The sequence below is a fragment of the Amycolatopsis sp. cmx-8-4 genome (assembly GCF_046548675.1).
Taxonomy (GTDB): Bacteria; Actinomycetota; Actinomycetes; order Mycobacteriales; family Pseudonocardiaceae; genus Amycolatopsis.
On sequence record NZ_JAEBDZ010000003.1, the window covers coordinates 500,166 to 520,066 of the forward strand.

General features: G+C 71.1%; 19 protein-coding genes and 2 pseudogenes. 10 read left to right on the forward strand and 11 right to left on the reverse strand.

The window, feature by feature from the left end; translation table 11 throughout:
- Nucleotides 1-27: 27 nt before the first annotated feature.
- Nucleotides 28-426, reverse strand: a complete 399-nt coding sequence (locus ACLJQZ_RS08430; protein WP_247059540.1) for a DUF5318 domain-containing protein — start codon at nt 424-426, stop codon at nt 28-30.
- A gap of 245 nt (nt 427-671) precedes the next feature.
- Between ACLJQZ_RS08430 and ACLJQZ_RS08435 the strand changes: the two genes are divergently transcribed.
- From ACLJQZ_RS08435 to ACLJQZ_RS08450, 4 genes are all read left to right on the forward strand, one after another.
- Nucleotides 672-1,226, forward strand: coding sequence for a PadR family transcriptional regulator (locus ACLJQZ_RS08435; protein ID WP_247059539.1), 555 nt, complete (start codon nt 672-674; stop codon nt 1,224-1,226).
- Between the two features lie 68 nt (nt 1,227-1,294).
- Nucleotides 1,295-2,383, forward strand: a complete 1,089-nt coding sequence (locus ACLJQZ_RS08440; protein ID WP_247059538.1) for an inositol-3-phosphate synthase — start codon at nt 1,295-1,297, stop codon at nt 2,381-2,383.
- A gap of 94 nt (nt 2,384-2,477) precedes the next feature.
- Nucleotides 2,478-3,008 (forward strand): RNA polymerase sigma factor, encoded by a 531-nt coding sequence (locus tag ACLJQZ_RS08445; protein ID WP_410619477.1) that lies wholly within the window; start codon nt 2,478-2,480, stop codon nt 3,006-3,008.
- Nucleotides 3,005-3,736 carry a hypothetical protein gene (locus ACLJQZ_RS08450; protein ID WP_410619478.1) on the forward strand — a complete coding sequence of 244 codons (732 nt, stop codon included), beginning with the start codon at nt 3,005-3,007 and terminating at the stop codon, nt 3,734-3,736. The genes ACLJQZ_RS08445 and ACLJQZ_RS08450 overlap by 4 nt, the downstream gene beginning before the upstream one ends.
- On the opposite strand, the gene ACLJQZ_RS08455 is transcribed toward ACLJQZ_RS08450, so the two are convergent.
- Nucleotides 3,702-4,340 carry an HAD family hydrolase gene (locus ACLJQZ_RS08455; protein ID WP_410619479.1) on the reverse strand — a complete coding sequence of 213 codons (639 nt, stop codon included), beginning with the start codon at nt 4,338-4,340 and terminating at the stop codon, nt 3,702-3,704. The genes ACLJQZ_RS08450 and ACLJQZ_RS08455 overlap by 35 nt on opposite strands.
- A gap of 66 nt (nt 4,341-4,406) precedes the next feature.
- On the opposite strand from ACLJQZ_RS08455, the pseudogene ACLJQZ_RS08460 reads away from it, so the two are divergent.
- The 4 genes and pseudogenes from ACLJQZ_RS08460 to ACLJQZ_RS08475 form a co-directional block, all read left to right on the forward strand.
- Nucleotides 4,407-4,586, forward strand: a pseudogene (locus tag ACLJQZ_RS08460) (MarR family transcriptional regulator); the annotation flags it as partial.
- Nucleotides 4,585-5,236, forward strand: a pseudogene (locus tag ACLJQZ_RS08465) (MFS transporter); the annotation flags it as partial. The pseudogenes ACLJQZ_RS08460 and ACLJQZ_RS08465, both read left to right, overlap by 2 nt.
- 164 nt (nt 5,237-5,400) lie before the next feature.
- A complete protein-coding gene (locus tag ACLJQZ_RS08470) occupies nt 5,401-7,011 on the forward strand; it encodes an SdrD B-like domain-containing protein (protein WP_410619480.1) in 1,611 nt (536 codons plus the stop codon).
- On the forward strand, nt 7,008-7,685 hold the full coding sequence (locus ACLJQZ_RS08475) for an SDR family oxidoreductase (RefSeq protein ID WP_410619481.1): 678 nt from the start codon (nt 7,008-7,010) through the stop codon (nt 7,683-7,685). The genes ACLJQZ_RS08470 and ACLJQZ_RS08475 overlap by 4 nt, the downstream gene beginning before the upstream one ends.
- Before the next feature lie 154 nt (nt 7,686-7,839).
- Here the strand turns inward: ACLJQZ_RS08475 and ACLJQZ_RS08480 are convergent, their stop codons facing one another.
- From ACLJQZ_RS08480 to ACLJQZ_RS08490, 3 genes are read right to left on the reverse strand one after another with little or no spacing between them, the layout of a single operon-like run.
- Nucleotides 7,840-9,147 (reverse strand): amidohydrolase family protein, encoded by a 1,308-nt coding sequence (locus ACLJQZ_RS08480; RefSeq protein ID WP_410619482.1) that lies wholly within the window; start codon nt 9,145-9,147, stop codon nt 7,840-7,842.
- Nucleotides 9,148-9,170: 23 nt separating this feature from the next.
- Entirely contained in the window at nt 9,171-9,824 is a 654-nt protein-coding gene (locus ACLJQZ_RS08485; RefSeq protein ID WP_410619483.1) for a response regulator transcription factor, read from the reverse strand.
- The gene (locus ACLJQZ_RS08490) at nt 9,821-11,620 is read right to left on the reverse strand and encodes a sensor histidine kinase (protein WP_410619484.1); all 1,800 of its coding nucleotides are present in this window, start codon (nt 11,618-11,620) and stop codon (nt 9,821-9,823) included. Before ACLJQZ_RS08490 ends, ACLJQZ_RS08485 begins: the two co-directional genes overlap by 4 nt.
- Nucleotides 11,621-11,792: 172 nt before the next feature.
- On the opposite strand from ACLJQZ_RS08490, the gene ACLJQZ_RS08495 reads away from it, so the two are divergent.
- A complete protein-coding gene (locus ACLJQZ_RS08495) occupies nt 11,793-12,494 on the forward strand; it encodes an ABC transporter ATP-binding protein (RefSeq protein WP_410619485.1) in 702 nt (233 codons plus the stop codon).
- Nucleotides 12,491-14,740 (forward strand): FtsX-like permease family protein, encoded by a 2,250-nt coding sequence (locus tag ACLJQZ_RS08500; RefSeq protein WP_410619486.1) that lies wholly within the window; start codon nt 12,491-12,493, stop codon nt 14,738-14,740. Before ACLJQZ_RS08495 ends, ACLJQZ_RS08500 begins: the two co-directional genes overlap by 4 nt.
- 92 nt (nt 14,741-14,832) lie before the next feature.
- On the opposite strand, the gene trmB is transcribed toward ACLJQZ_RS08500, so the two are convergent.
- The 6 genes from trmB to ACLJQZ_RS08530 form a co-directional block, all read right to left on the reverse strand.
- Nucleotides 14,833-15,513: a tRNA (guanosine(46)-N7)-methyltransferase TrmB gene (gene trmB, locus ACLJQZ_RS08505; RefSeq protein ID WP_410619565.1), complete on the reverse strand. Its 681-nt coding sequence runs from the start codon at nt 15,511-15,513 to the stop codon at nt 14,833-14,835.
- Nucleotides 15,514-15,610: 97 nt separating this feature from the next.
- The gene (locus tag ACLJQZ_RS08510) at nt 15,611-16,162 is read right to left on the reverse strand and encodes a hypothetical protein (RefSeq protein ID WP_410619566.1); all 552 of its coding nucleotides are present in this window, start codon (nt 16,160-16,162) and stop codon (nt 15,611-15,613) included.
- A 176-nt stretch (nt 16,163-16,338) separates the two neighbouring features.
- Complete coding sequence (locus tag ACLJQZ_RS08515) at nt 16,339-17,097, reverse strand: hypothetical protein (RefSeq protein WP_410619487.1); 759 nt, start codon at nt 17,095-17,097, stop codon at nt 16,339-16,341.
- The gene (locus tag ACLJQZ_RS08520; protein WP_410619488.1) at nt 17,094-18,005 is read right to left on the reverse strand and encodes an ABC transporter ATP-binding protein; all 912 of its coding nucleotides are present in this window, start codon (nt 18,003-18,005) and stop codon (nt 17,094-17,096) included. Before ACLJQZ_RS08520 ends, ACLJQZ_RS08515 begins: the two co-directional genes overlap by 4 nt.
- A gap of 100 nt (nt 18,006-18,105) precedes the next feature.
- Entirely contained in the window at nt 18,106-18,858 is a 753-nt protein-coding gene (locus ACLJQZ_RS08525; protein ID WP_410619489.1) for an ABC transporter permease, read from the reverse strand.
- 29 nt (nt 18,859-18,887) lie between these two features.
- Nucleotides 18,888-19,826, reverse strand: coding sequence for an ABC transporter ATP-binding protein (locus tag ACLJQZ_RS08530; RefSeq protein ID WP_410619490.1), 939 nt, complete (start codon nt 19,824-19,826; stop codon nt 18,888-18,890).
- Nucleotides 19,827-19,901 lie beyond the last annotated feature (75 nt).

Genomic DNA, 19,901 nt, shown 5'->3' on the forward strand with positions numbered 1-19,901 from the left:
TGCGCTCTTCAGCGGTAGTGATGCAGCTCACCGGCCCGCGGTCCTTCGTGGACCGTCGGCCGGCTCCCCCGTGCCCAGGACGTACGACCGGACCAGGTGGTTCCAGTGGCACGCCCGGCACACCTCGACGTCGTACACGGTGAACTCGGCGAACGAGCCGGCCATCCTGGCCAGCTCTTCGGGGGTCCTTGCCGAGCCCGCGACGTGCTTGAGTTCGTCACCGTAGACCCAGGACACCAGGGTCAACGGTTCCTGGCGGCAGATCGGGCAGGGCTGGTCACCGGCCCGGCCGTGGAACTTCGCCGCCCGCAGCAGGTACGGGCTCGCGTCGCAGGCCTCATGGCTGCCGACGCGCCCGGAGCGGACTTCGGCCAGCAGCGCACGGCGCTGCAAGGCGAAGTCCACGACCTGCCGCTGGTTAATCACCAGGACAGAGTACGGGCTCTTCCTGTGTGGTCCACGCCCCCTAGCGTGACCTCTCTCGCGACCGGTGGGGACACGCCGGACGTTCGATAACTCTCCGGTGACTTTCGCCCACGATCTGCTGATCTCGCCTGTTGGCTTCGCCACTTCGATGTATCGGGGCGATATAGTGGCTGGGTAGGTTGAACCGAGGCGATCATTCGGAGCAACGCGGATCGCTGAGGTTTGTTCCCGGAAGGGGGTGCGGTGTGCTGGAGTTCGCGATCCTGGGTCTTCTGCACGAAGCGCCCATGCACGGGTACGTGCTGCGCAAGCGGCTGCACGACACGCTCGGCACGCTCCGGACGTTCTCGTACGGCTCGCTGTACCCGACCCTGCGGCGGCTGCTGCGGGCCGGGTACCTGGTCGAAGAGCTCGACGAGGCCGACGACCGAGCGTGGTCCCGGCGGGGCAAGCGGGTCTACAAGCTCACTGCGGAGGGCAAGGAGCGCTTCAGTGAGCTGCTCGGCGACGCCGGGCCGCAGACCTGGGACGACGAGGGGTTCGGCGTGCACCTGGCCTTCTTCTCGCGGACCCCGGCCGACGTGCGGATGCGGATCCTCGAAGGCCGGCGGCGGCGCGTCGAAGAGCGCCGCGAAGGTTTACGCGCCGCGCTGGCCAGGACCGAGGAGAGGATCGATCGCTACACCCGCGAGCTGCACCGGCTGGGTCTGGAGACCAGCGAGCGGGAGGTGCGCTGGCTCAACGAGCTCATCGCGCACGAACAACACGAACAAGCCGAGCGGCAGGGTCCCGAGACCTGAGCCGGGCGGCCGCGCCGCAGCGTAGCGGCAGACCTACTGAACAGACACGGATTGAAGGAGAAACCCCCATGGGCGAGAACCGCCGCGTACGGGTGGCCATCGTGGGCGTCGGCAACTGCGCGGCGTCGCTGGTCCAGGGTGTCCAGTACTACCGCGACGCGGACCCGGCCACCCGCGTTCCCGGTCTGATGCACGTCGACTTCGGCGGCTACCACGTCCGCGACATCGACTTCGTCGCCGCGTTCGACGTGGACGCCAAGAAGGTCAGCCGCGACCTGTCGGAGGCGATCTTCGCGTCCGAGAACAACACCATCAAGATCGCCGACGTGCCGCCGCTCGGCGTCACGGTCCAGCGCGGTCACACCCACGACGGCCTCGGCCGCTTCTACCGCGAGACGATCGAGGAGTCCGACGAGACCCCGGTCGACATCGTCGCCGCGCTGCGCGAAGCGAAGGTCGACGTGCTCGTGTCGTACCTGCCGGTGGGCTCCGAAGTGGCCGACAAGTTCTACGCGCAGGCCTGCATCGACGCGGGCGTCGCCTTCGTCAACGCGCTGCCGGTGTTCATCGCCTCCGACCCGGAGTGGGCGAAGAAGTTCACCGACGCCGGCGTCCCGATCGTCGGTGACGACATCAAGTCCCAGGTCGGCGCCACCATCACGCACCGCGTGCTGGCGAAGCTGTTCGAGGACCGCGGCGTCCAGCTCGACCGGACGATGCAGCTCAACGTGGGCGGGAACATGGACTTCCTGAACATGAAGGAGCTGGAGCGCCTCGAGTCGAAGAAGATCTCGAAGACCCAGTCCGTCACCTCGCAGATCGACCGCGACCTCGGCAAGGCCAACATCCACATCGGACCGTCCGACTACGTGCAGTGGCTCGACGACCGCAAGTGGGCCTACGTCCGGCTCGAGGGCCGCGCCTTCGGCGACGTGCCGCTGAACCTGGAGTACAAGCTCGAGGTGTGGGACTCGCCGAACTCGGCGGGCATCATCATCGACGCCGTCCGCGCCGCGAAGATCGCGCTCGACCGCGGCATCGGCGGCCCGATCCTGTCGGCCTCCTCCTACTTCATGAAGTCGCCGCCGGAGCAGTACGACGACTCCACCGCGCGCGACGCCGTCGAGAAGTTCATCCGCGGCGAGCTCGAGCGGTAGAAGCAGTCCCCCCCGTCGAAGGCCGTCACCGCTGGTGGCGGCCTTCTTCGCGTGGTGCACTAAACCGGTGGGGTGGGGCGCGCGTGAGCGTGGTGTGAGTGCGAGCGTCGGGGAGAGCGTGCCGGGGGACCTGGGCGCGCCGACCTTCCACGCCCTGTTCCAGGAGTACTTCGCCCAGATGACCCGGCTCGCGCACCTGCTCGGCGCGGACGACGCGGAAAACGTCGTCCAGGAGGCTTTCGTCAAGCTCCACCAGCGTTGGGACACCCTGACCGACCACACCCGCGTGGCGGGTTACCTGCGCGCGACCGTGGTGAACATGTCGCGGTCGCGCACCCGGCACCTGCGGGTGGTCCGGCGGACGCCGCAGGAGCTGCCGCCGGACGAGCTGTCGGCGGAGGTCCGGGCGGTGGCCAACTGGGAACACCAGCGGATCCGCGCGGTTCTGGGCAAACTGTCCAGGAGGCAGCGCGAGGTGCTGGTGCTGCGCTACTGGCTGGACCTGAGCACGGCGGGCATCGCGGAGACGCTGGGGATCTCCCCGGGCACGGTCAAGGCGACCACCCACCACGCGATGGAGAATCTGCGCAAGCACCTGGGGGACGACCTGGGAGGTGAGCGATGACCGACCTCGAACGCAAACTGGCCGAGACACTGCGGGAGCAGGGCGGGGAGGTCACGCCCGACCTCGCCGGCGCGTGGGCGGAGCAGCTGCGTCGCCAGCGACGGCCGCGAGCGGCCCGCCGCCGGCTGACGGTGCTGGTCGCCCCGCTGGCGGCGGCGCTGGTGGTGCTGACCAGCGTGCTGCTGGCCACCCAGCTGAACTCGGCGCCGACTCCGGTGCCGCCCGCGAGCCGGGGCCAGGAGCTGACGCTTCCCAAGCCCGAGTACTCGCCCGCGGGCTTCGCCGAGACGGGCGAGCCGATCGCCCTCACCGACTTCGCGGGGCAGACGGACAACTGGACTTCCTACGCGGTCTTCGCCTCGGCCATGGGCACGACCTTGTTCTGCGTCGAGGCGTTTCCCAAGGGCCTGACCGGAGCGCCGGTCCACGGTGAGGTGGCGTCGCAGTTCGGCACCAAGTCGCCGTCGTGCGTGCCCCTCTCGACGGGCACCGTGTGTGCCGGGTACGTGGGTGAGACCGGCGGCCCGCTGCCGGCCGGCAAGGCGATCTACCTCGTCAACCCGGCCGTGCGGGAACTGAGCCTCTTCGACGCCAAGGGCGACCTGAGCCAGGCCAAGCGGGTCGGCATGCTGGGCCAGCAGCAGCTCTTCCTCGCCGACGTGACTCCCGGTTCGCCGCCGGTGCGCTTCGACGTCAGCTCGGACGAAGCGCGTCCGGCAAGTCGGTGATCTTCTCCACCACCGCCGTGGCCTGCTTCAGCACCTCGGGGTCCGGCGGGAAGTGCGGGTTGGGCACCGCGTAGACCGCCATCCCCGCCGCCAACGCCGACCGCAGCCCGTTCGTCGTGTCCTCCACGGCCGCGCACTCCGCCGGCGCCACGCCCAGCAGCTCCGCCGCCCGCAGGTACACGTCCGGCGCCGGCTTGCCCGCGCCGACCTGCTCGGACGACACCGCCGCGCCCACCGGCAGGCCCGTGACGTCCAGGAAGCCCTTGATCAGGATCACCGGCGACGAGCTGGCGATCGCCACCGGCCACTTCTTCGCCACCGCCCGCACGACGTCGACCGCGCCGTCGATCAGCGGCGGCTGCTCGGCGTACCGCGCGGCCATGCGCTTGACGACGATCGTCGCGATCTCGGGTGGCGTGAGCCGCGCGCCCAGCTCTTCGACCAGGTAGCGGGCCCATTCCGGGGTGCTCATCCCCTGCTGCGCGCGCGTCGCCTCCTCGCGCCAGGTGCCGCCGTTCTCGGCGACGACCGCGCGGCGGACCTCGTCCCAGATCCGCTCGGAGTCCACGAGTACGCCGTCGAGGTCGAAGATCACCGCGTCCATGCCCCGAGCGTAGCTTGTGAGCCGACTTACTTAGCTACCCTTACTAATATTTGTTAGCATGGCTAAGTGACTTCCCCGATCGCCGATCTCGCCCACCGGCTGCGGCCGCTGGTCTTCCGGCTGTACCACCAGGTGCGCCGCCAGACCCCGCAGCTGACGCTGACCCTCACCCAGGGGTCGGTGCTGAGCGAGCTGGTCAACGGCGGACCGCGGCGGATGAGCGCCCTGGCCGAGTTCGAGAAGGTTCCTGAAGGGCGACAAGCACGAGAAGCGTGATCCGATCAAGCTGCTCGACCCGCTTCGCGCGTTGAAGCACACCGGCCTGCTGCGCACTTCGGTCGCTTCGGCGCTTTACACCGCCGCGTTCTTCACGGTGCTGGCCTGGTCGCCGTTCGTCCTCGGCTGGAGCGCCATCGCCGTCGGCCTGATCTTCTGCGGCTGGGGCCTGTGCGTCGCCGTCGCGGGTGTGGCGTTGGCGCCTCGCCTGGCCGCAAAGCTCGGTGAGCGGCACGCCGCCGCGGCCGCCGTCTTCGGGTACGCCGTGCTGATGCTGGTGCTGGCCGTGCCCAGCAAGCCGGTGCTGGTCGTCGGGATCATCGTCTCGGGCCTCGTGTCCGGGCTGCTGAACACGCTGTTCACCGGCACCGCGATGTCCATCAGCGCCGCGCCGCGCCCGGTCGCCAGCGCGGGGTACAACTTCTGCCGCTGGCTCGGCGGTGCCGTCGCGGCGACGCTGGTCGGGCACGTGGCCGAGTGGTTCGGTTCGCCGCAGGCGCCGTTCGTGGCCGCCGCCGTGCTGTGCGTCGTCGCCGGTGGCCTGCTCTCGCTGCGGGGAGAAGAAGGCGGACGCGCACGCCGTGCCGCAGGAAGCCGCGCTCGTCGGCGAAGAGTTCTGACGGATACCGCGCAGCCGCGGCCGTCACTCGTCTCGGTGCGGAACAAGGCCCGGCCCGGCCGCATCGGCGAGCGCTGACGCGGCGGGTCCGCGCCGGCCGAGGTTCACCCTGAAGGGGACCGCTCTCGGCCGGTGCGGGCCCGAGCCCCGCGCCATAGTCGGTGGGTGATCTTCTCGGCGCGCGCGATGGCAGTGGCGATGGCGGTCTCGGGCGCGGCGGTGCCCGTCGCCGCGGCTTCCCCCGCGGACCCGCCTCCGGCCTGCGGCGGCGTCGCGGCGAACCCGAGCGTCGAACAGACGGCGGCGAACGGTGCGCCGGACGGTTACGTCTTCACCCCGGCCGCACCGGTGCCACCCGGGACGCCGGCCGCGAAGCAGCCGAAGCTGCTGACCGACCAGGCGTACGCCGTCGACGGCCGGCGGTCCGCGGTGATCCAGACGCCGGACGGCAAGGCGAGCACCGCCTACCAGACCGAGAAGTTCGTGCCGGGCGGCGTTTACACGCTCGGCGTGTCGACCGGCGCCGCGCTGCCGAGCGCGAACCCGGCCACCGGCCTGCGGTTCTACGACGCGTCCGGCGTCCAGGTGCTGGAGAACAAGCTCGTCGCCGACCACAACGCGAGCGACGGGCACCTGGCCAAGCAGGACTTCCCGGCGTCGACCGCGCCGGCCAAGGCGTCGGCGGTGAAGTTCTTCGCCACGACCAGCGCGGAACGGCTCCGCTGGGACTGCGTCGTCGTGCAGCTCGCGGCGTACTCGGTGAAGAAGGAAGTGCAGAACCCGGCGACCGGCGCGTGGGGCCCGTTCGCGACGGTCACGGCGGGCGAGACCGCGCACTACCGCGTCACCGTGACGAACGACGGCACGCAGGACCTGACCGGGATCACCGTCCAGGACCCGTGGTGCGCCACGCCGTTCGCGCCGTTCCCGCTCGCCGCGGCCGCGAACCGGCAGCTGACCTGCGACCACCCGAACCTGACGGTGGCCGACACCGGGCACGTCAACACGGCGAAGGTCACCGGCGTCCACTACCCCGGCGGCACGCTGGGCGACAAGACGTCGTCGGCGACGATCACCGTGGTCCCGCCGCCGGCGATCGCCAAGATCGGCGACTTCGCCTGGAACGACCGCAACCGCGACGGGCTGCAGGACCCGGGCGAGCCCGGCGTCGCGGGCGTGAAGGTGACGCTGAAGGACGGCGCGGGCGGCACGGTCGGCACCGCGACCACGGATGCGAACGGCAAGTACGGCTTCGAGAAGCTGAAGGACGGCACCTACCAGGTCTGCTTCGCCGTCCCGGCGGACTTCACAGTGACGCGCAAGGACGCCGGCAACGACGACCAGGACTCCGACGCGGACCCGGACGGCTGCACCGCGCCACGCACCTTGGGCGGCCCGACGCGCGAGGACTTCTCGGTGGACCTCGGCCTGGCCCCGCCGACGAACCGGATCGGCGACTTCGCCTGGACCGACACCGACGGCAACGGTCTCCAGGACGCGGGCGAGCCGGGGCTGGCCGGGGTGAAGGCGGTGCTGAAGGACGGCACGAGCGTCGTCACCGGTCCGGACGGCGCCTACGCCTTCACCGGCCTCGAGGACGGCACATACGAGGTGTGCTTCACGGCCGAGGGGCACACGCCGACGAAGAAGGACGCCGGTGACGACACTCGCGACTCGGACGTGGACCCCTCGGGCTGCGCCTCCCGGACGCTCGGTCCGGGCAACCGCGACGACCGCACGGTGGACGCCGGGTTCGTCGTTACGGTGGGGGCATGACGGATCTTCCCCTCGCCCTCGTGACCGGCGCCTCACGCGGAATCGGCGCGGCGGTCGCCCACCAGCTCGCCCCGACGCACCGCCTCCTCCTCGGCGGCCGCGACGCGGACGCGCTGGACGCACTGGCGAAGGAGCTGCCGGGCGCGACACCGTGGCCGGTGGACCTGACCGACCAGGCCTCCCTGGAACGGGCGGCCGCGGACATCGCTTCCCTGGACGTCCTGATCCACTCGGCCGGAGTGGCTCGCCTGGGCCGGGTCGAGGCCACGCCCGCCGACGCGTGGCGGGAGAACTTCGAGGTCAACACCGTGGCGGTGGTCGAGCTGACCCGCCTCCTGCTCCCGGCCCTGCGGGCGGCCCACGGCCACGTCGTGGTGATCAACTCGGGAGCGGGCCTGAACGCCCGCCCGGGCTGGTCCCCGTACGCGGCGAGCAAGTTCGCCGTCCGCGCCTTCGCCGACGCCCTGCGCGAGGAGGAACCGGACCTGCGCGTGACGTCGGTCTACCCGGGCCGCACGGACACGGAGATGCAGCAGAAGATCTTCAAGGGCGAAGGCCGCGAGTACGACACGTCACACCTGCTGAAGGCCGACTCGGTGGCCACGGCGGTGGTGACGGCGGTGTCGGCCACCCCGGACGCCCACGTGACCGAGGTCATCCTCCGCTCCCGCTGACCACGCGGCCCCCCGCCCTCCCAGGGGGGCTGCCCCGTGTCCAGTCTATCGGTGGTGGCCGACAGACCAGGCGTTTCGCGGCCTCACGCCCCGAGTTGTCCACATCCGCCAGGGGCTGTGGACAACCGCGCGTCAGGCCCGCGACGCGCGTGCGTCAGGCCCGCAGCCGGGCCGCGGTTTCGGCCACGCCGGCCTGAACCTTCGAGCGGTCCACCCGCAGCGACTCACCGTCGGCCACCACCTGCTCGCCCGCGACCCACACGTCCCGGACCCGGCGCGAGCCCGCCGCCCAGACGAGGTTCGACAGCAGCTGGACGTCCGGGACGTCCAAGCCGCACGCGAACGCCGGGTCGTCCAGGTCGATGTGGACCAAGTCGGCCCAGCGGCCCGGCTCCAGCGCGCCGATGTCGTCACGGCCCAACGCGGCAGCCCCGCCGCGGGTGGCCAGGAGGAACGCGTCCGCCGCCGTCAGTACCGTCGAGTCGCCCGTCGCGAGGCGGGCGAACATCGCCGAGAGCTGCAGTTCTTCCCACAGGTCGATGTCGTCGTTCGACGCCGGGCCGTCGGTGCCGAGGCCGACCGCGACGCCCGCCGCGCGCAGCTCGGCGATCCGCGCGATGCCTGAAGCCAGCTTCGCGTTGGAGCCCGGGCAATGCGCCATGCCCACCCCGGACGCGGCGAACAGCGCGATATCCGCGTCCGAGAGGTGGATCGCGTGCGCCGCCAGCACCCGGCCGTCCAGCATGCCGAGCTTGGCCAGGAACGCGGGCACCGAGCCGTGCGCTTCGCGAACCGCGAGATCCTCCGCAGCCGCCTCGGCGATGTGGATCTGGATCAGCGCGCCACGGGAAGCAGCCGACTCGGCCGTTGCGCGCAGGCCGTCCTCGGACAGCATGTACGCCGAGTGCGGGCCGTAGCCGAGCTCGACGCGGTCGCCCGGGCCGAAGCGCAGGCCGTCCGTGTCGATCCAGCGCTCGATCGCGTCCAGCTGGGCGCGCCAGTCGAGGCCCGGCAGCTCCATCACCGGCGGCGCGACCAGCACGCGGCCGCCCGTCGTGAGGACGGCGTCGACCAGCTGCTCGCCTTCGAAGTACATCTCGGCGCTGGTGGTGACGCCGTGGCGCAGCATCTCGACCGAGCCCAGCAGCATGCCGGTGCGGACGTCTTCGGGCCGCAGCTTCGCCTCGGCGGGCCAGATGATCTCGTTGAGCCACGGAAGCAGCGGCAGGTCGCCGCCCATGCCGCGCAGCAGCGTCATCGGGCTGTGCGCGTGCGTGTTGATCAAGCCGGGCAGCAGGATGCCGGTCAGGGTGGTGACCGGAGCGGCGGACTCGGGGGCGGTGGCCACCGGTCCGCAGTACGAAATTCGCCCATCGGTGTCGACATCGACGACCGCGTCGCGCAGGAGTGAACAGGACGGGTCGGCGGGGAGAACGACAGGAGCGTGGAAACGGCGTTGCATGTCGGGATACTACGCACCCGGAATTACGAGACGACTCCGCTCCGCCACGCCCAGGCCGCGATTTCGACGCGGTTCCGCGCGCCGATCTTGCCCTGCACCGACGCGAGGTGCGTCTTCACCGTCGAAAGCGACAGGTAGAGCTCCGTGCCGATCTCGGTGTTCGTCAGCCCGCGCGCGGCGGCCTTCACGACGTCCATCTCGCGTGCGGTCAACGGCTCGGAAGGCGGCTTGACCTGCGGTTTCGCCGGGCCGCTGCCGTCGAAGTGCTTGAGCAGCCGGACGGTGATCTGCGGCGACACCAGCGCGTCGCCGCGGTCGGCCGCGCGGACCGCTTCGATCAGCAGCGCCGGGCCGGCGTCCTTCAGCAGGAAGCCGGACGCGCCGTTGCGCAACGCCGTGTGCACGTACTCGTCGAGGTCGAAGGTGGTGACCACCACTACCTTCAGCGGGTCGGTGACGTCCGGGCCGGCCAGCTGCCGGGTGACTTCGAGGCCGTCGAGGCCGGGCATGCGGATGTCGAGCAGGCAGACGTCCGGGCGCAGTTCGCGGGCCTTCGAGACCGCCGAGACGCCGTCCGCGACGTCGGCGACGACCTCGATGTCGTCGTGGGAGTCCAGGATCATGCGGAACCCCATCCGCACCATCTCCTGGTCGTCGGCGATCAGTACCCGGATCACTCGTCCCCTTCCGCTTCTTCCATAGCCGCCAGCGGCAGCCAAGCTTCGACGCGCCAGCCGCCGTCCGGGCCGCGCCCGGCCGAGAGCCGGCCCTTCAGCAGCGCGACGCGTTCGCGCATGCCGACCAGACCGTAGCCGCCCGAGCCGCCGGCGGGCCGGTGCGTGCGCTCGCGCCCGTTGTCCGTCACCCGCAGGTGCAGTTCCGTGCCGTTCGCCTCGGCGAGCACGAACGCGTCGGTCGCGTCCGCGGCGTGCTTGCCGACGTTCGTCAGCGACTCCTGCACCAGCCGCAGCGCCGAGCGGCCGACCTCGTGCGGCAGGTCCGGCGGCAGGTCGAGGTGCATCGACGTCGGCACGCCGTGGTTGGCGCCTTCGACCAGCTTCCGCAGGTCGGCGCCGAGATCGGTGGTGGCCTGCTCGCTGAACTCGCTCGACCCGGCCGGGGCGTCCCCGCGCATCGAGCGGACCAGCCGCCGCATCGCCGCCAGCGCCTCGACGCCGGCGTTCTCGATCCGGCCCATCGCCTCGACGGCGATCTGCGGGTTCTTCTCGGCCATCATCCGCGCGGCCTGCGCCTGCACCACGATCCCGGTGACGTGGTGGGCGACGACGTCGTGCAGCTCGCGGGCCAGCGCCATCCGCTCGGCGGTCTGCGCCTCGGACACCGCCGACTGGACGACCGTGGTGCGCTCGGAGTCCCGCGATCGCAGCATCAGGCCGACGGCGATCGAGATGCCCAGCATCAGCGCCGCGGCGAAGGCCAGGATCGACAGCGTTTGCGGGTCGGTCTGCAGGTTGCCGGCGGGCTGGTTCGAGTTGACGATCGCCCCGAGCGCGACGACGGCCGACAGCACGGCCACCCGAGCCCACGAGGCGCTCAGGCCCCGGGCGCGGGTCAGGTTCACCACCACGCCCATCCCGGCGATGACCTGCACGAACGGCACCCCGCCGGGCATCGGGTAAGAACTGCGCAGCTGCAGCAACGGCGTGATGACCGCGGAGAGCAGCAGAACCCCGGCGAGGGCGAGGACCGCGTCCGCGGGCCGCCGCGGCGACAGCACCGCGATGACGGCCGCGACGAGCGAGCAGAACAGGATCGGGAAGCCGCGTGCGGTGCTGGAGTACGTGTAGCCGAACTCGAAGATGAGCGCGAACCCGAGCAGCCCGATCAGCGGCCACTGTCCCATCGCCAACTCGTTCACCCGGCGCAGCTTGCGCGTCCGCGGATCGGCCTTCGGGCCGCGGTCGCGGATCGCGATGGCGGGCACCACCGCCCCGGCGAGCAGCAGCACGCCGAACAGCAGGGCCTGGTAGAGCGCGCCGCCGTCCAGGTCGCCGACGCCCCGGTAGCGGCCGAAGACCGCGACCAGGCACCCGACGACCAGGGCGCTGACCACGCAGAACACCACGCCCGCCCGCGCCCGGCGAGTCACGTAGTAGAGCATCAGCTCCCCCGCCACGACCTCGGTGATCGTCACCTTCGGCAGCACGGACGAGTACGGCGGGATGTGGAACGCGTGGATGAAGAGCGTCGAGAACACCAGCACGGCGGCGCCGGTCGCACCGGCGACGGCGGCCCGCTTCTGAGCCCACAGTGCGCAGGCCACCATCGCGAAGATGCCGGGCAGCAGCCCGAAGTCGACGAAGCGCGAGCCGTGTTCGTCGAGTGCGGCCTGTGTTGTGTAGACGACGTCGAAGAGCAGCGCGGCGAACAGGACGGCGGCGGGCACACCGATGCGCCGCACCAGGGTCGTGGTGCGGGTGTAGAGCGTGTTCTGCGGAGGCGCGGCGGGCACAACGTGACGTTAGAGGATCCGCGGGCGTCCGCACCTTGGCCGAGTGGCTCGCGCTCCCTCGGCCGATCGGCCGATGCGGGCGGGCCCGTGACTGGCCGTCTGCCCGAAGTGGACATCCCTTGCTCTCGGCGAAGCTCAGCGGCATCAAGATCCGACCGACAGGGAGAACCTCGTGGACCCGAACACTCCACAGTGGACCGATGGCCCGGTGTTGTCCGGCCGTGGGCTCGTCAAGCGCTACGGCGCGCAGTACGCCCTGGCCGGCATCGACATCGACATCCAGTCGCGGGACGCCGTCGCCATCGTCGGGCCGTCCGGCTCGGGCAAGACGTCGCTGCTGCACGTGCTGGCCGGCATCCTCCGGGCCGACGACGGGCAGATCTTCCTGGCGGGGCAGCGGATCGACCACCTCGGCGAGAAGAAGCGCAGCGAGCTGCGCCGCACCGAGTTCGGTTTCGTCTTCCAGTCCGGGATGCTCGTCGCCGAGCTGTCGGCCGAGGAGAACGTCGCGCTGCCGTCGCTGCTGGCCGGCCTCGGCCGCAAGGAGGCCATCGAGGCCGGGCGCCAGTGGCTTTCGCGGCTCGGCCTGGCCGGCAAGGAGCGCCGCCGTCCTGGTGAGCTGTCCGGTGGCGAGGCCCAGCGCGTCGCCATCGCCCGGGCGCTCACCCACCGGCCGAAGGTGATCTTCGCCGACGAGCCGACCGGCGCCCTCGACACGCGCACCGGCCGCGACACGATGGACGCCCTGCTCGGCGCCGCCCACGAGACGGGCGCCGCGGTGATCGTCGTGACGCACGACCGTGAGCTGGCCGAGTCGATGCCGAAGACCGTCGCCATCCGGGACGGCCTGATCGCCACGAGGCTCGCGGCATGAACTCGCTGCAGATCGCCCTGCGGGTGCTGAAGGTCGACCGGCGGACCCGGACGTCGGCGATCCTCACCGCGGCCGGGGTGGCCGTCGCGACCGGGCTGGTGCTGCTGCTGGCGACGCTGCCGTTCGCCACGGTGCACCGCGAGCAACGCGCCCTCTGGCAGGGCGACCAGTTCTACAGCCGCAACAGCGACGGCCCGGCGAAGCTGGTGTACTCCGCCTCGAAGGACTACTTCGACGGCAAGCAGATCATCCGCGTCGACGTCGCGCCGGCGCCCGGCGCCACCGCGGCCGGGCTCGAGCTGCCGCCGGGGGTGCCGCAGTTGCCCGGCCCGGGCGAGACCGTCGTGTCGCCCGCGCTCGGGCGACTGCTGCAGAGCAACTCCGCCGCGCAGCTCGGTGACCGGTTCGGCAAGCCCGTCGGCGCGCTCGGCGAGGACGGCCTGCGGTTCCCTGAGCAGCTCGTCGCGCTCACCGGGCACACGGCGGACCAGATGCCGGAGACCTCTTCGCAGGTCGCCGGGTTCCCGAAGGGCGAAGCGCGTCCGGACGGCCTGCTGATGCTGCTCTCCTGGGTCGGCATCATCGTGCTGCTGGTGCCGAGCCTGGTGCTGGTCGCGTCGTCGGCGCGGCTGACCGCGGCCCGGCGCGAGCGGCGGCTGGCCGCGCTCCGGCTGGCCGGCGCGACGCCGGGGCAGGTCACGAACATGGTGGCCGCCGAGACGACGTTGTCCGCGGGCATCGGTGCGCTGCTCGGCCTGCTGCTCAGCCCGGCACTGCGCGGCCTCGCGTCGTTCGTGCCCTGGGCGGGCGGCACCTGGCAGGCGGCCGACTTCGCGCTGCCGGTCGGCCTGACGGTGTTCATCGTCGTGGCGATCCCGGTGCTCGTGGTGCTGGCCGGCGTCCTGGGCCTGCGGCGGGTGCTGAAGAACCCGCTGTTCGCCGCGGGCGGTCACACGAAGAAGCCGTTGCGCTGGTGGCGGCTGCTGGCGCTGCCCGCGGCCGGGCTGTTCTTCCTCTACGCGGTGTCGACTTCGGGTGATTCCGGCGGCATCGGCATGGTCATGGCGGGGCTGTTCCTGCTGGTCGGCTCAGCCGCGATCGTCGGGCCGTGGGTGACGTCGGCGGTGGGCGGCACGTTCGTCCGGATCTGGCGGCGGCCGTCGTCGCTGCTGGCCGGCCGTCGCCTGCGTGACGACCCGAAGAGCGCCTACCGCGCGTCCGCCGGGATCGTGCTCGCGGTGTTCGCCGGGTCGATGGCGCTGACGCTGCTGCCGACGTTCGAGTCGATGGCGGGCGGCGGCCGGTCCTTCCAGGACTCCGTGCTCTACGTCGACACCGACGGTCAGCACGCGAGCAAGATCGTCGAGCAGGCCAACGGCTCGCTGCAGAAGTACGGCCAGTCCGAGAGAGCCACCGCGGTCGGGCAGGTCTACCTGGTCCAGGGCGAGGGCTCGCACCGCACCGGCCACCGGGCGCTGGTGATGAGCTGCGCGGACGCGGTCAAGCTGACCCGCTTCGGGCTCACCGCGGAGAACTGCACGGGCGGTCCGGCCGTCTTCGGCGACTCGGCGCTCGACCTGGCGCAGTACAAGATCGCCGACAACTGGGACGGGGCGGCCGTGGCCGTCAAGTCGGGCACGCGGGCGGAAGCCGTCCACCTGCCGGACTCCGACCTGGCCGGCACGTCGATCATCGACCCGGCCGCGCTGCCGGACGGCCTGGCGCCGACGTACGTCACCGTGGTCGCGCCGACCACCGACGCCAACCGCGAGATCGTCCGCACGGCGCTGGCCGCGCCGGCCGCCGGCGAGGAGATCGGCAGCCGCGACCAGTACCTGTTCAACCAGCAGACCGAGCTCGGTGACCTGCGCCGGGTGACCGTGATCGGGCTGCTCGCGGCCGGTGTCCTGGCCGGGTGCAGTGCCGCGGTCGCGACCGCCGGCTCGGTGATGGACCGCCGCCGCACCTTCGGCGCGTTGATGGCCGCCGGCACGCCGGTGCGGGTGCTGTCGAGGGCGTTGCGGATGGAAGCCGCGCTGCCCGCGCTGGTCGCCACCATCGGCGCGGGAATCGTCGGGGTACTCGTCGGTGTTGGGCTCTACAGCATGGTCGATCCACGCGGAATCGTGCTGAGTCCGTGGCTCCTGGCGCCGGTGGTGCTGGGGGTCGGTGTGGCCCTGCTCGGCGCGTCGGTCTGCACGCCCGCCCTCAAGCGGGTCCAGGCCGAGCCGCTGGCCGAGGAATAAACGCTCGCCGCTGGAGTCGGGGGAGGGGCGAGCACCGGGGGTAGTGAGCTGAAGGGGACCTTTCTCCGCGGGGATCCGGGGAGAGGTCCCCTTCAGCGTTTCTGGCGCTTCTCGAAGATGAGGTCGTGCGAGACGCGGCCGTCGACGTCGGCGCGCTGCTCGAACTTGGTCACCGGCCGCCACTCCGGCCGCGGTGCCCAGCCGTCGTACCGGTTCTTCAACGCCGGCTCGGCGGAGCAGACCTCGAGCATCTGCTCGGCGTAGTTCTCCCAGTCGGTCGCCATGTGGAACGTCCCGCCGGGCGCGAGCCGCGACGCCACGAGCGCGGCGAACGACGGCGACACGATCCGCCGCTTGTGGTGCTTCTTCTTCGGCCACGGGTCCGGGAAGAACAGCCGGACGCCGTGCAGCGTCCCGGGCTCGACGTGCTCGGTGAGCAGCACGACGGCGTCACCGTGCAGCAGCCGCAGGTTCTCGACGCCCAGCTTTTCGGCGCGCAGCATCAGCTGGCCGAGGCCCGGGTCGTAGACCTCGACGGCGACGTAGTTCAGCTCCGGCGCCGCGGCGGCCAGCTGCGACGTCGTCTCGCCCATGCCGGAGCCGATCTCGACGAGCACCGGCGCCTCGCGGCCGAACCACGCGCCGAAGTCCAGCGTCCCGGCGGGCAGCTCGCCCACCGTGCGGCCGACATCCGGCCACAGCTCGTCCCACGCGCGTTGCTGCCCGACGGTCATCCGGCCACCGCGCTTGACGTAGCTGACGACGCTGCGCAGCCGTCGACTGTCCTCGTTCTCCACGCACTGAATGTAGCCGGGCGCGGAGCGCCTCCGTTGAGGGTGGTGGCGGGGGCATGGATGGACTAACCGGTGGTCACCGAGCGGCTTCGAACTCCCCGAGCCGGGACCGCAGGCCGGCCAGTCCGGCGACCGGGATCGGGTCCGGCGTCGGCCCGGTGTGCGCCGGGAGGACGTCGATCCAACCGCTGTGCCGATCGGTGTTCATCACCGTCGTGGGAATCGCGTGTCCCGATTTCCCGCGTTCGGACGGCATGAACTCCCAGTAGCCCGATTCGCCGTCCGCGGCCCAGGGGACGAATTCCCAGCCCGGCCGCCGGCCGAGCAGTTGCGCGATGCGGTCCTCGACGCGGAAACCCTGTTCCCGGGAATCGAGCTTGCCGTCCGCGACCGCGCGCAGCCACCACGGCGCGGGGATCGGTCCGGCCATCCCGGCCGACGCGCGGAACAGCCCGAGGACGCTGTCCTCGGGCGCGCGATGCACCCAAGCACGGCGAAGTTCCGCGGGCGTGCCCGCCGCCATGGCGTTCTGCGGGAGTTCGATGGCCCGCGACCATTCAAGATCCAACATGGGTTCGAGCCGCGGTGCGTCGTCTTCGACGCGGGCCCGGGGAATCGTGCTGCCCAATTCTTGACCGGTGTCCACCGCCAAGGATCACCTCCAGGGGAGCTCAGACGGGTCCGGTTCACTCACTTACGAATATTGCCTGGTCATAGCATTATGTCCGGCGCCTGTGAGAGAAGCCACAACGTTTTCATCTTCTCTTAACACAGTTTTGTGGAGTAGTAAGACGGCGATCACGCTCAGGCGTCACGCTTCGCCGTCACGACCACGCCGGCCACGAACAGGGCAACGCTGATGGCCGCGAAGTAACCGAGGTAGCCCCACGGGCTCAGCGGCGCGGCCGACAGCTGCAGCGGCCCGGCGGCGAAGCCACCCGCGCCGACGAACTCGTCCGCGGCGTGGAACGGCATCCACTGGTAGATGTGCTTGCCCGCGCCCGGGATGAAGACGACCAGGCCCTCCAGCAGCTGCGTCCACACGAGCACCGCGGCCAGCGCGAAAGCGACGTTGCGCAGCAGCAGCGCGACCCCGACGCCGGCCACCGCGGTGAACAGGAAGACCAGGCTCTGGCCGAGCACCGAGCGCCATTCCGCGCCCGAGTGCAGCGCGAGATCGGCGTCCGGCTGCACCAGCGTCCCGACGCCCCAGGCGCCGAAGCCGACGACCAGCCCGAGCACGGCGCCCACCGCGCCGATGATCGTCACCTTCGCCAGCAGCGCGGGCACCCGGCGCGGGACGGCCTGGAAGGTCAGCCGCATCGTGCCCCAGCCGAACTCCGACGCCGTCGCGAGCACGGCGAGCACGAGCAGCACGGTCCGGCCGTTGCCGCTCGCGAGCTGCGTGTTGCCGACGGTCGCCGGGATCTCCGGGCCGGCCAGCGCGAAGAACAGCGCGGTGAAGCCGAGCGGCGCGACGAAGGCGAGGGTCAGGCACCACCACGGCGCGCGGGTGCTGAAGAGCTTGATGCGCTCGGCGCGGAGCAGGTTCAAGGTCGTCACTTCGCGGCCTCCGGAGCGGCAGAGAACTCGACGGCCTCGCGGGTGAGATCGAGGTAGGACTGCTCGAGCGAGCCGGCGATCGGGCTCAGCTCGTGCAGCGTCGCGCCGGCGTCGAAGGCGAGCTGCCCGATCCGGTCACTGTCCACTCCGGACACCACGAAGGCGCCGTCGGCTTCGGTGAACTCCACCTGCCCGGTGAGCGCGGCGCGCAGCTCGTCGGCGTGCGGGGTGCGCACGCGCACGCCGTGGTGGCTCGTGCGGGCGACGAACTCGTCCATCGTGCCCTGGTAGATCAGCCGGCCCCGGCCGATGACAACCAGGTCCTGGGCGGTCTGCGCCATCTCCGGCAGCAGGTGGCTCGACACGAACACGGTCCGGCCCTCGGCGGCCAGCGAGTGCAGCAGCTGCCGGATCCAGGCCATGCCCTCGGGGTCGAGGCCGTTGACCGGCTCGTCGAACAGCAGCACGCGCGGGTCGCCGAGCAGCGCGGCGGCGATCCCCAGCCGCTGCAGCATGCCGAGCGAGTACCGCCCGGCCCGCGTCTTCCCGACGCTCGTCAGCCCGACCAGCGCCAGCACCTGGTCGACGCGCTTGTCGGGGATGCCGTTGGTCGCGGCCAGCCAGCGCAGGTGGTCTCGCCCGCCGCGGCCGGGGTGGCGCCAGCCGGCGTCCAGCATCGTGCCGACCGTCGCCAGCGGGTCCGTCAGTTCGCGGTACGGAACGCCGTCGATGAGCACGGTCCCGGCGTCCGGGGTGTCGAGGCCGACGATGAGCCGCATCGTCGTGGACTTGCCGGCGCCGTTGGGGCCCAGGAACCCGGTGACGCGGCCGGAGCGCGCGGTGAAGGTCAGCTGGTCCACGGCGGTCGTGTCGCCGTACGCCTTGGTCAGTGCCGTCGCTTCGATCATCCGCCCACCCGTCCCGTCGCGGTGAGCCTAGCGAGAAACGAAAAATCCGGGTCGCCCCCCGACAGCGCGACCCGGATTTCCCGTTTTCCCCTGTTTCCCCTCAGGCGTCCCGCTTCTTCGCCACCCCGAGGGCGATGAGCAGGAACACGATCGAAATCCCGGCGAAGTAGGCCAGCGCCCAGCCCGGGCTCAGCGGCGAATCCGACGGTGCCGGGCCGTTCCCGGCCGGCGTCGAGCCGACGAGGAACTTGTTGGCCACGTTGAACGGCATCCATTCGTGGATGTGGTTGCCGATCTTCGGGATCAGCTGCACCAGGCTCTCGACGGCCAGTGCGTAGATGAGCAGCAGGGCGATCGCGCCGGCGCTGTGCCGGATCATGATGCCGATGGCGACGGCGAGCACCGCGCTGAAGGCGAAGACCAGGCCGAGCCCGGCGACGTTCGCCCAGTCCTGGCCGGTGGTCAGCGCGAGGTTGTCGTTCGGGCGCATCAGCTTGGCGAGGCCCCACGCGCCGAACCCGGCGATCTCGCCGAGGATCAGCGCCATCAGCCCGACGACGACGGCCTTGGCGACCAGTGCCGGCGAGCGGTGCGGCACCGCCTGGAACGTGGTGCGGATGGTGTTGAAGCGGTATTCGGTGGTCACCGCGAGGGCGGCGAGCACCATGACGACGGCGATGCCGAACTGCGAGCCACCGAACTGGGTGGCCGAGACGGTCAGCGAGTCGCCGGCCTCGGTCGCGCCGGCCAGGATGGCGGCGAAACCGACGGACAGGACGAGGGTGATGAGCGCGCACCACCACGGCGAGCGGGTGGTGAACAGCTTGATGCGTTCGACCGCGAGCAGGTTCATGATCTTTGGTTTCCCCGTGGAGGTTTCGGTTACTTGGCGGACTCGAGCACTTGGTGCGCCTCGGCTTCGAGACCGGTGTGGTACTCGACGGAGTCGCCGGTGATCTGCATGAAGGCCTGCTCGAGCGAGCCGGTCTGCGGGCTCAGCTCGTGCAGCACGATCCGGTGCTCGGCGGCGATCTCGCCGATCTTGTCGCTGTCCATCCCGGACACGACGAGCGCCTTCTCGTCGCCGGTGACGCCGGCGCTCGCGCGCCGCAGGACGTCACGCAGCTCGGTCAGCTGCGGCGAGCGGACCTTGACCGTGTTCTCCGCGGCGCGGGAGACGAAGTCTTCGGTCGACGACTGCGAGATCAGCTGCCCGCGCCCGATCACCACGAGGTTGCTGGCGGTCAGCGCCATCTCCGAGAGCAGGTGGCTCGACACGAAGACCGTGCGGCCTTCCTCGGCCAGCCGGTGCATGAACTTCCGGATCCAGAGGATGCCCTCCGGGTCGAGGCCGTTCACCGGCTCGTCGAACAGCAGCACCTCGGGGTCGCCCAGCAGGGCGGCCGCGATGCCGAGCCGCTGCGACATACCGAGGGAGAACCCGCCGGCGCGCTTGCCCGCGACGTTGCTCAGCCCGACGGTGTCGAGCACCTCGTCGACGCGGGCGGCCGGGATCTTGTTGGACTTCGCCATCCACTGCAAGTGGGCGCGCGCCGAGCGGTTGGGGTGCACCCACTTCGCGTCGAGCAGCGCGCCGACGGTCCGCAGTGGCTGCTTGAGGTCGTGGTACTTCTTGCCCCCGATGGTGACCTGGCCGCCCGTGGGGTTGTCCAGGCCGAGGATCATGCGCATGGTGGTCGACTTGCCGGCCCCGTTGGGACCGAGGAAGCCGGTGACCTGCCCCGCGGCCACGGAGAACGACAGGTTGTTCACCGCCAGCGTCTTTCCGTACCGTTTGGTGAGGCCCGTTGCCTCGATCATGGCTTGCTCCTCTTCGCCCCTCGCTTACGACGTACCTATCGTCGCGGGTGAGGGCCTGTTCGCGCGTCACCCTGT

Coding starts and splice junctions, on each gene's coding strand:
- ACLJQZ_RS08440 (WP_247059538.1), top strand. CDS start 1,295: ATGGGCGAGAACCGCCGCGTACGGGTGGCCATCGTGGGCGTCGGCAAC.
- ACLJQZ_RS08530 (WP_410619490.1), bottom strand. CDS start 19,826: ATGATCGAGGCAACGGGCCTCACCAAACGGTACGGAAAGACGCTGGCG.
- ACLJQZ_RS08455 (WP_410619479.1), bottom strand. CDS start 4,340: ATGGACGCGGTGATCTTCGACCTCGACGGCGTACTCGTGGACTCCGAG.
- ACLJQZ_RS08520 (WP_410619488.1), bottom strand. CDS start 18,005: ATGATCGAAGCGACGGCACTGACCAAGGCGTACGGCGACACGACCGCC.
- ACLJQZ_RS08480 (WP_410619482.1), bottom strand. CDS start 9,147: ATGCAACGCCGTTTCCACGCTCCTGTCGTTCTCCCCGCCGACCCGTCC.
- ACLJQZ_RS08525 (WP_410619489.1), bottom strand. CDS start 18,858: ATGAACCTGCTCGCGGTCGAACGCATCAAGCTGTTCACCACCCGCTCG.
- ACLJQZ_RS08475 (WP_410619481.1), top strand. CDS start 7,008: ATGACGGATCTTCCCCTCGCCCTCGTGACCGGCGCCTCACGCGGAATC.
- ACLJQZ_RS08450 (WP_410619478.1), top strand. CDS start 3,005: ATGACCGACCTCGAACGCAAACTGGCCGAGACACTGCGGGAGCAGGGC.
- ACLJQZ_RS08500 (WP_410619486.1), top strand. CDS start 12,491: ATGAACTCGCTGCAGATCGCCCTGCGGGTGCTGAAGGTCGACCGGCGG.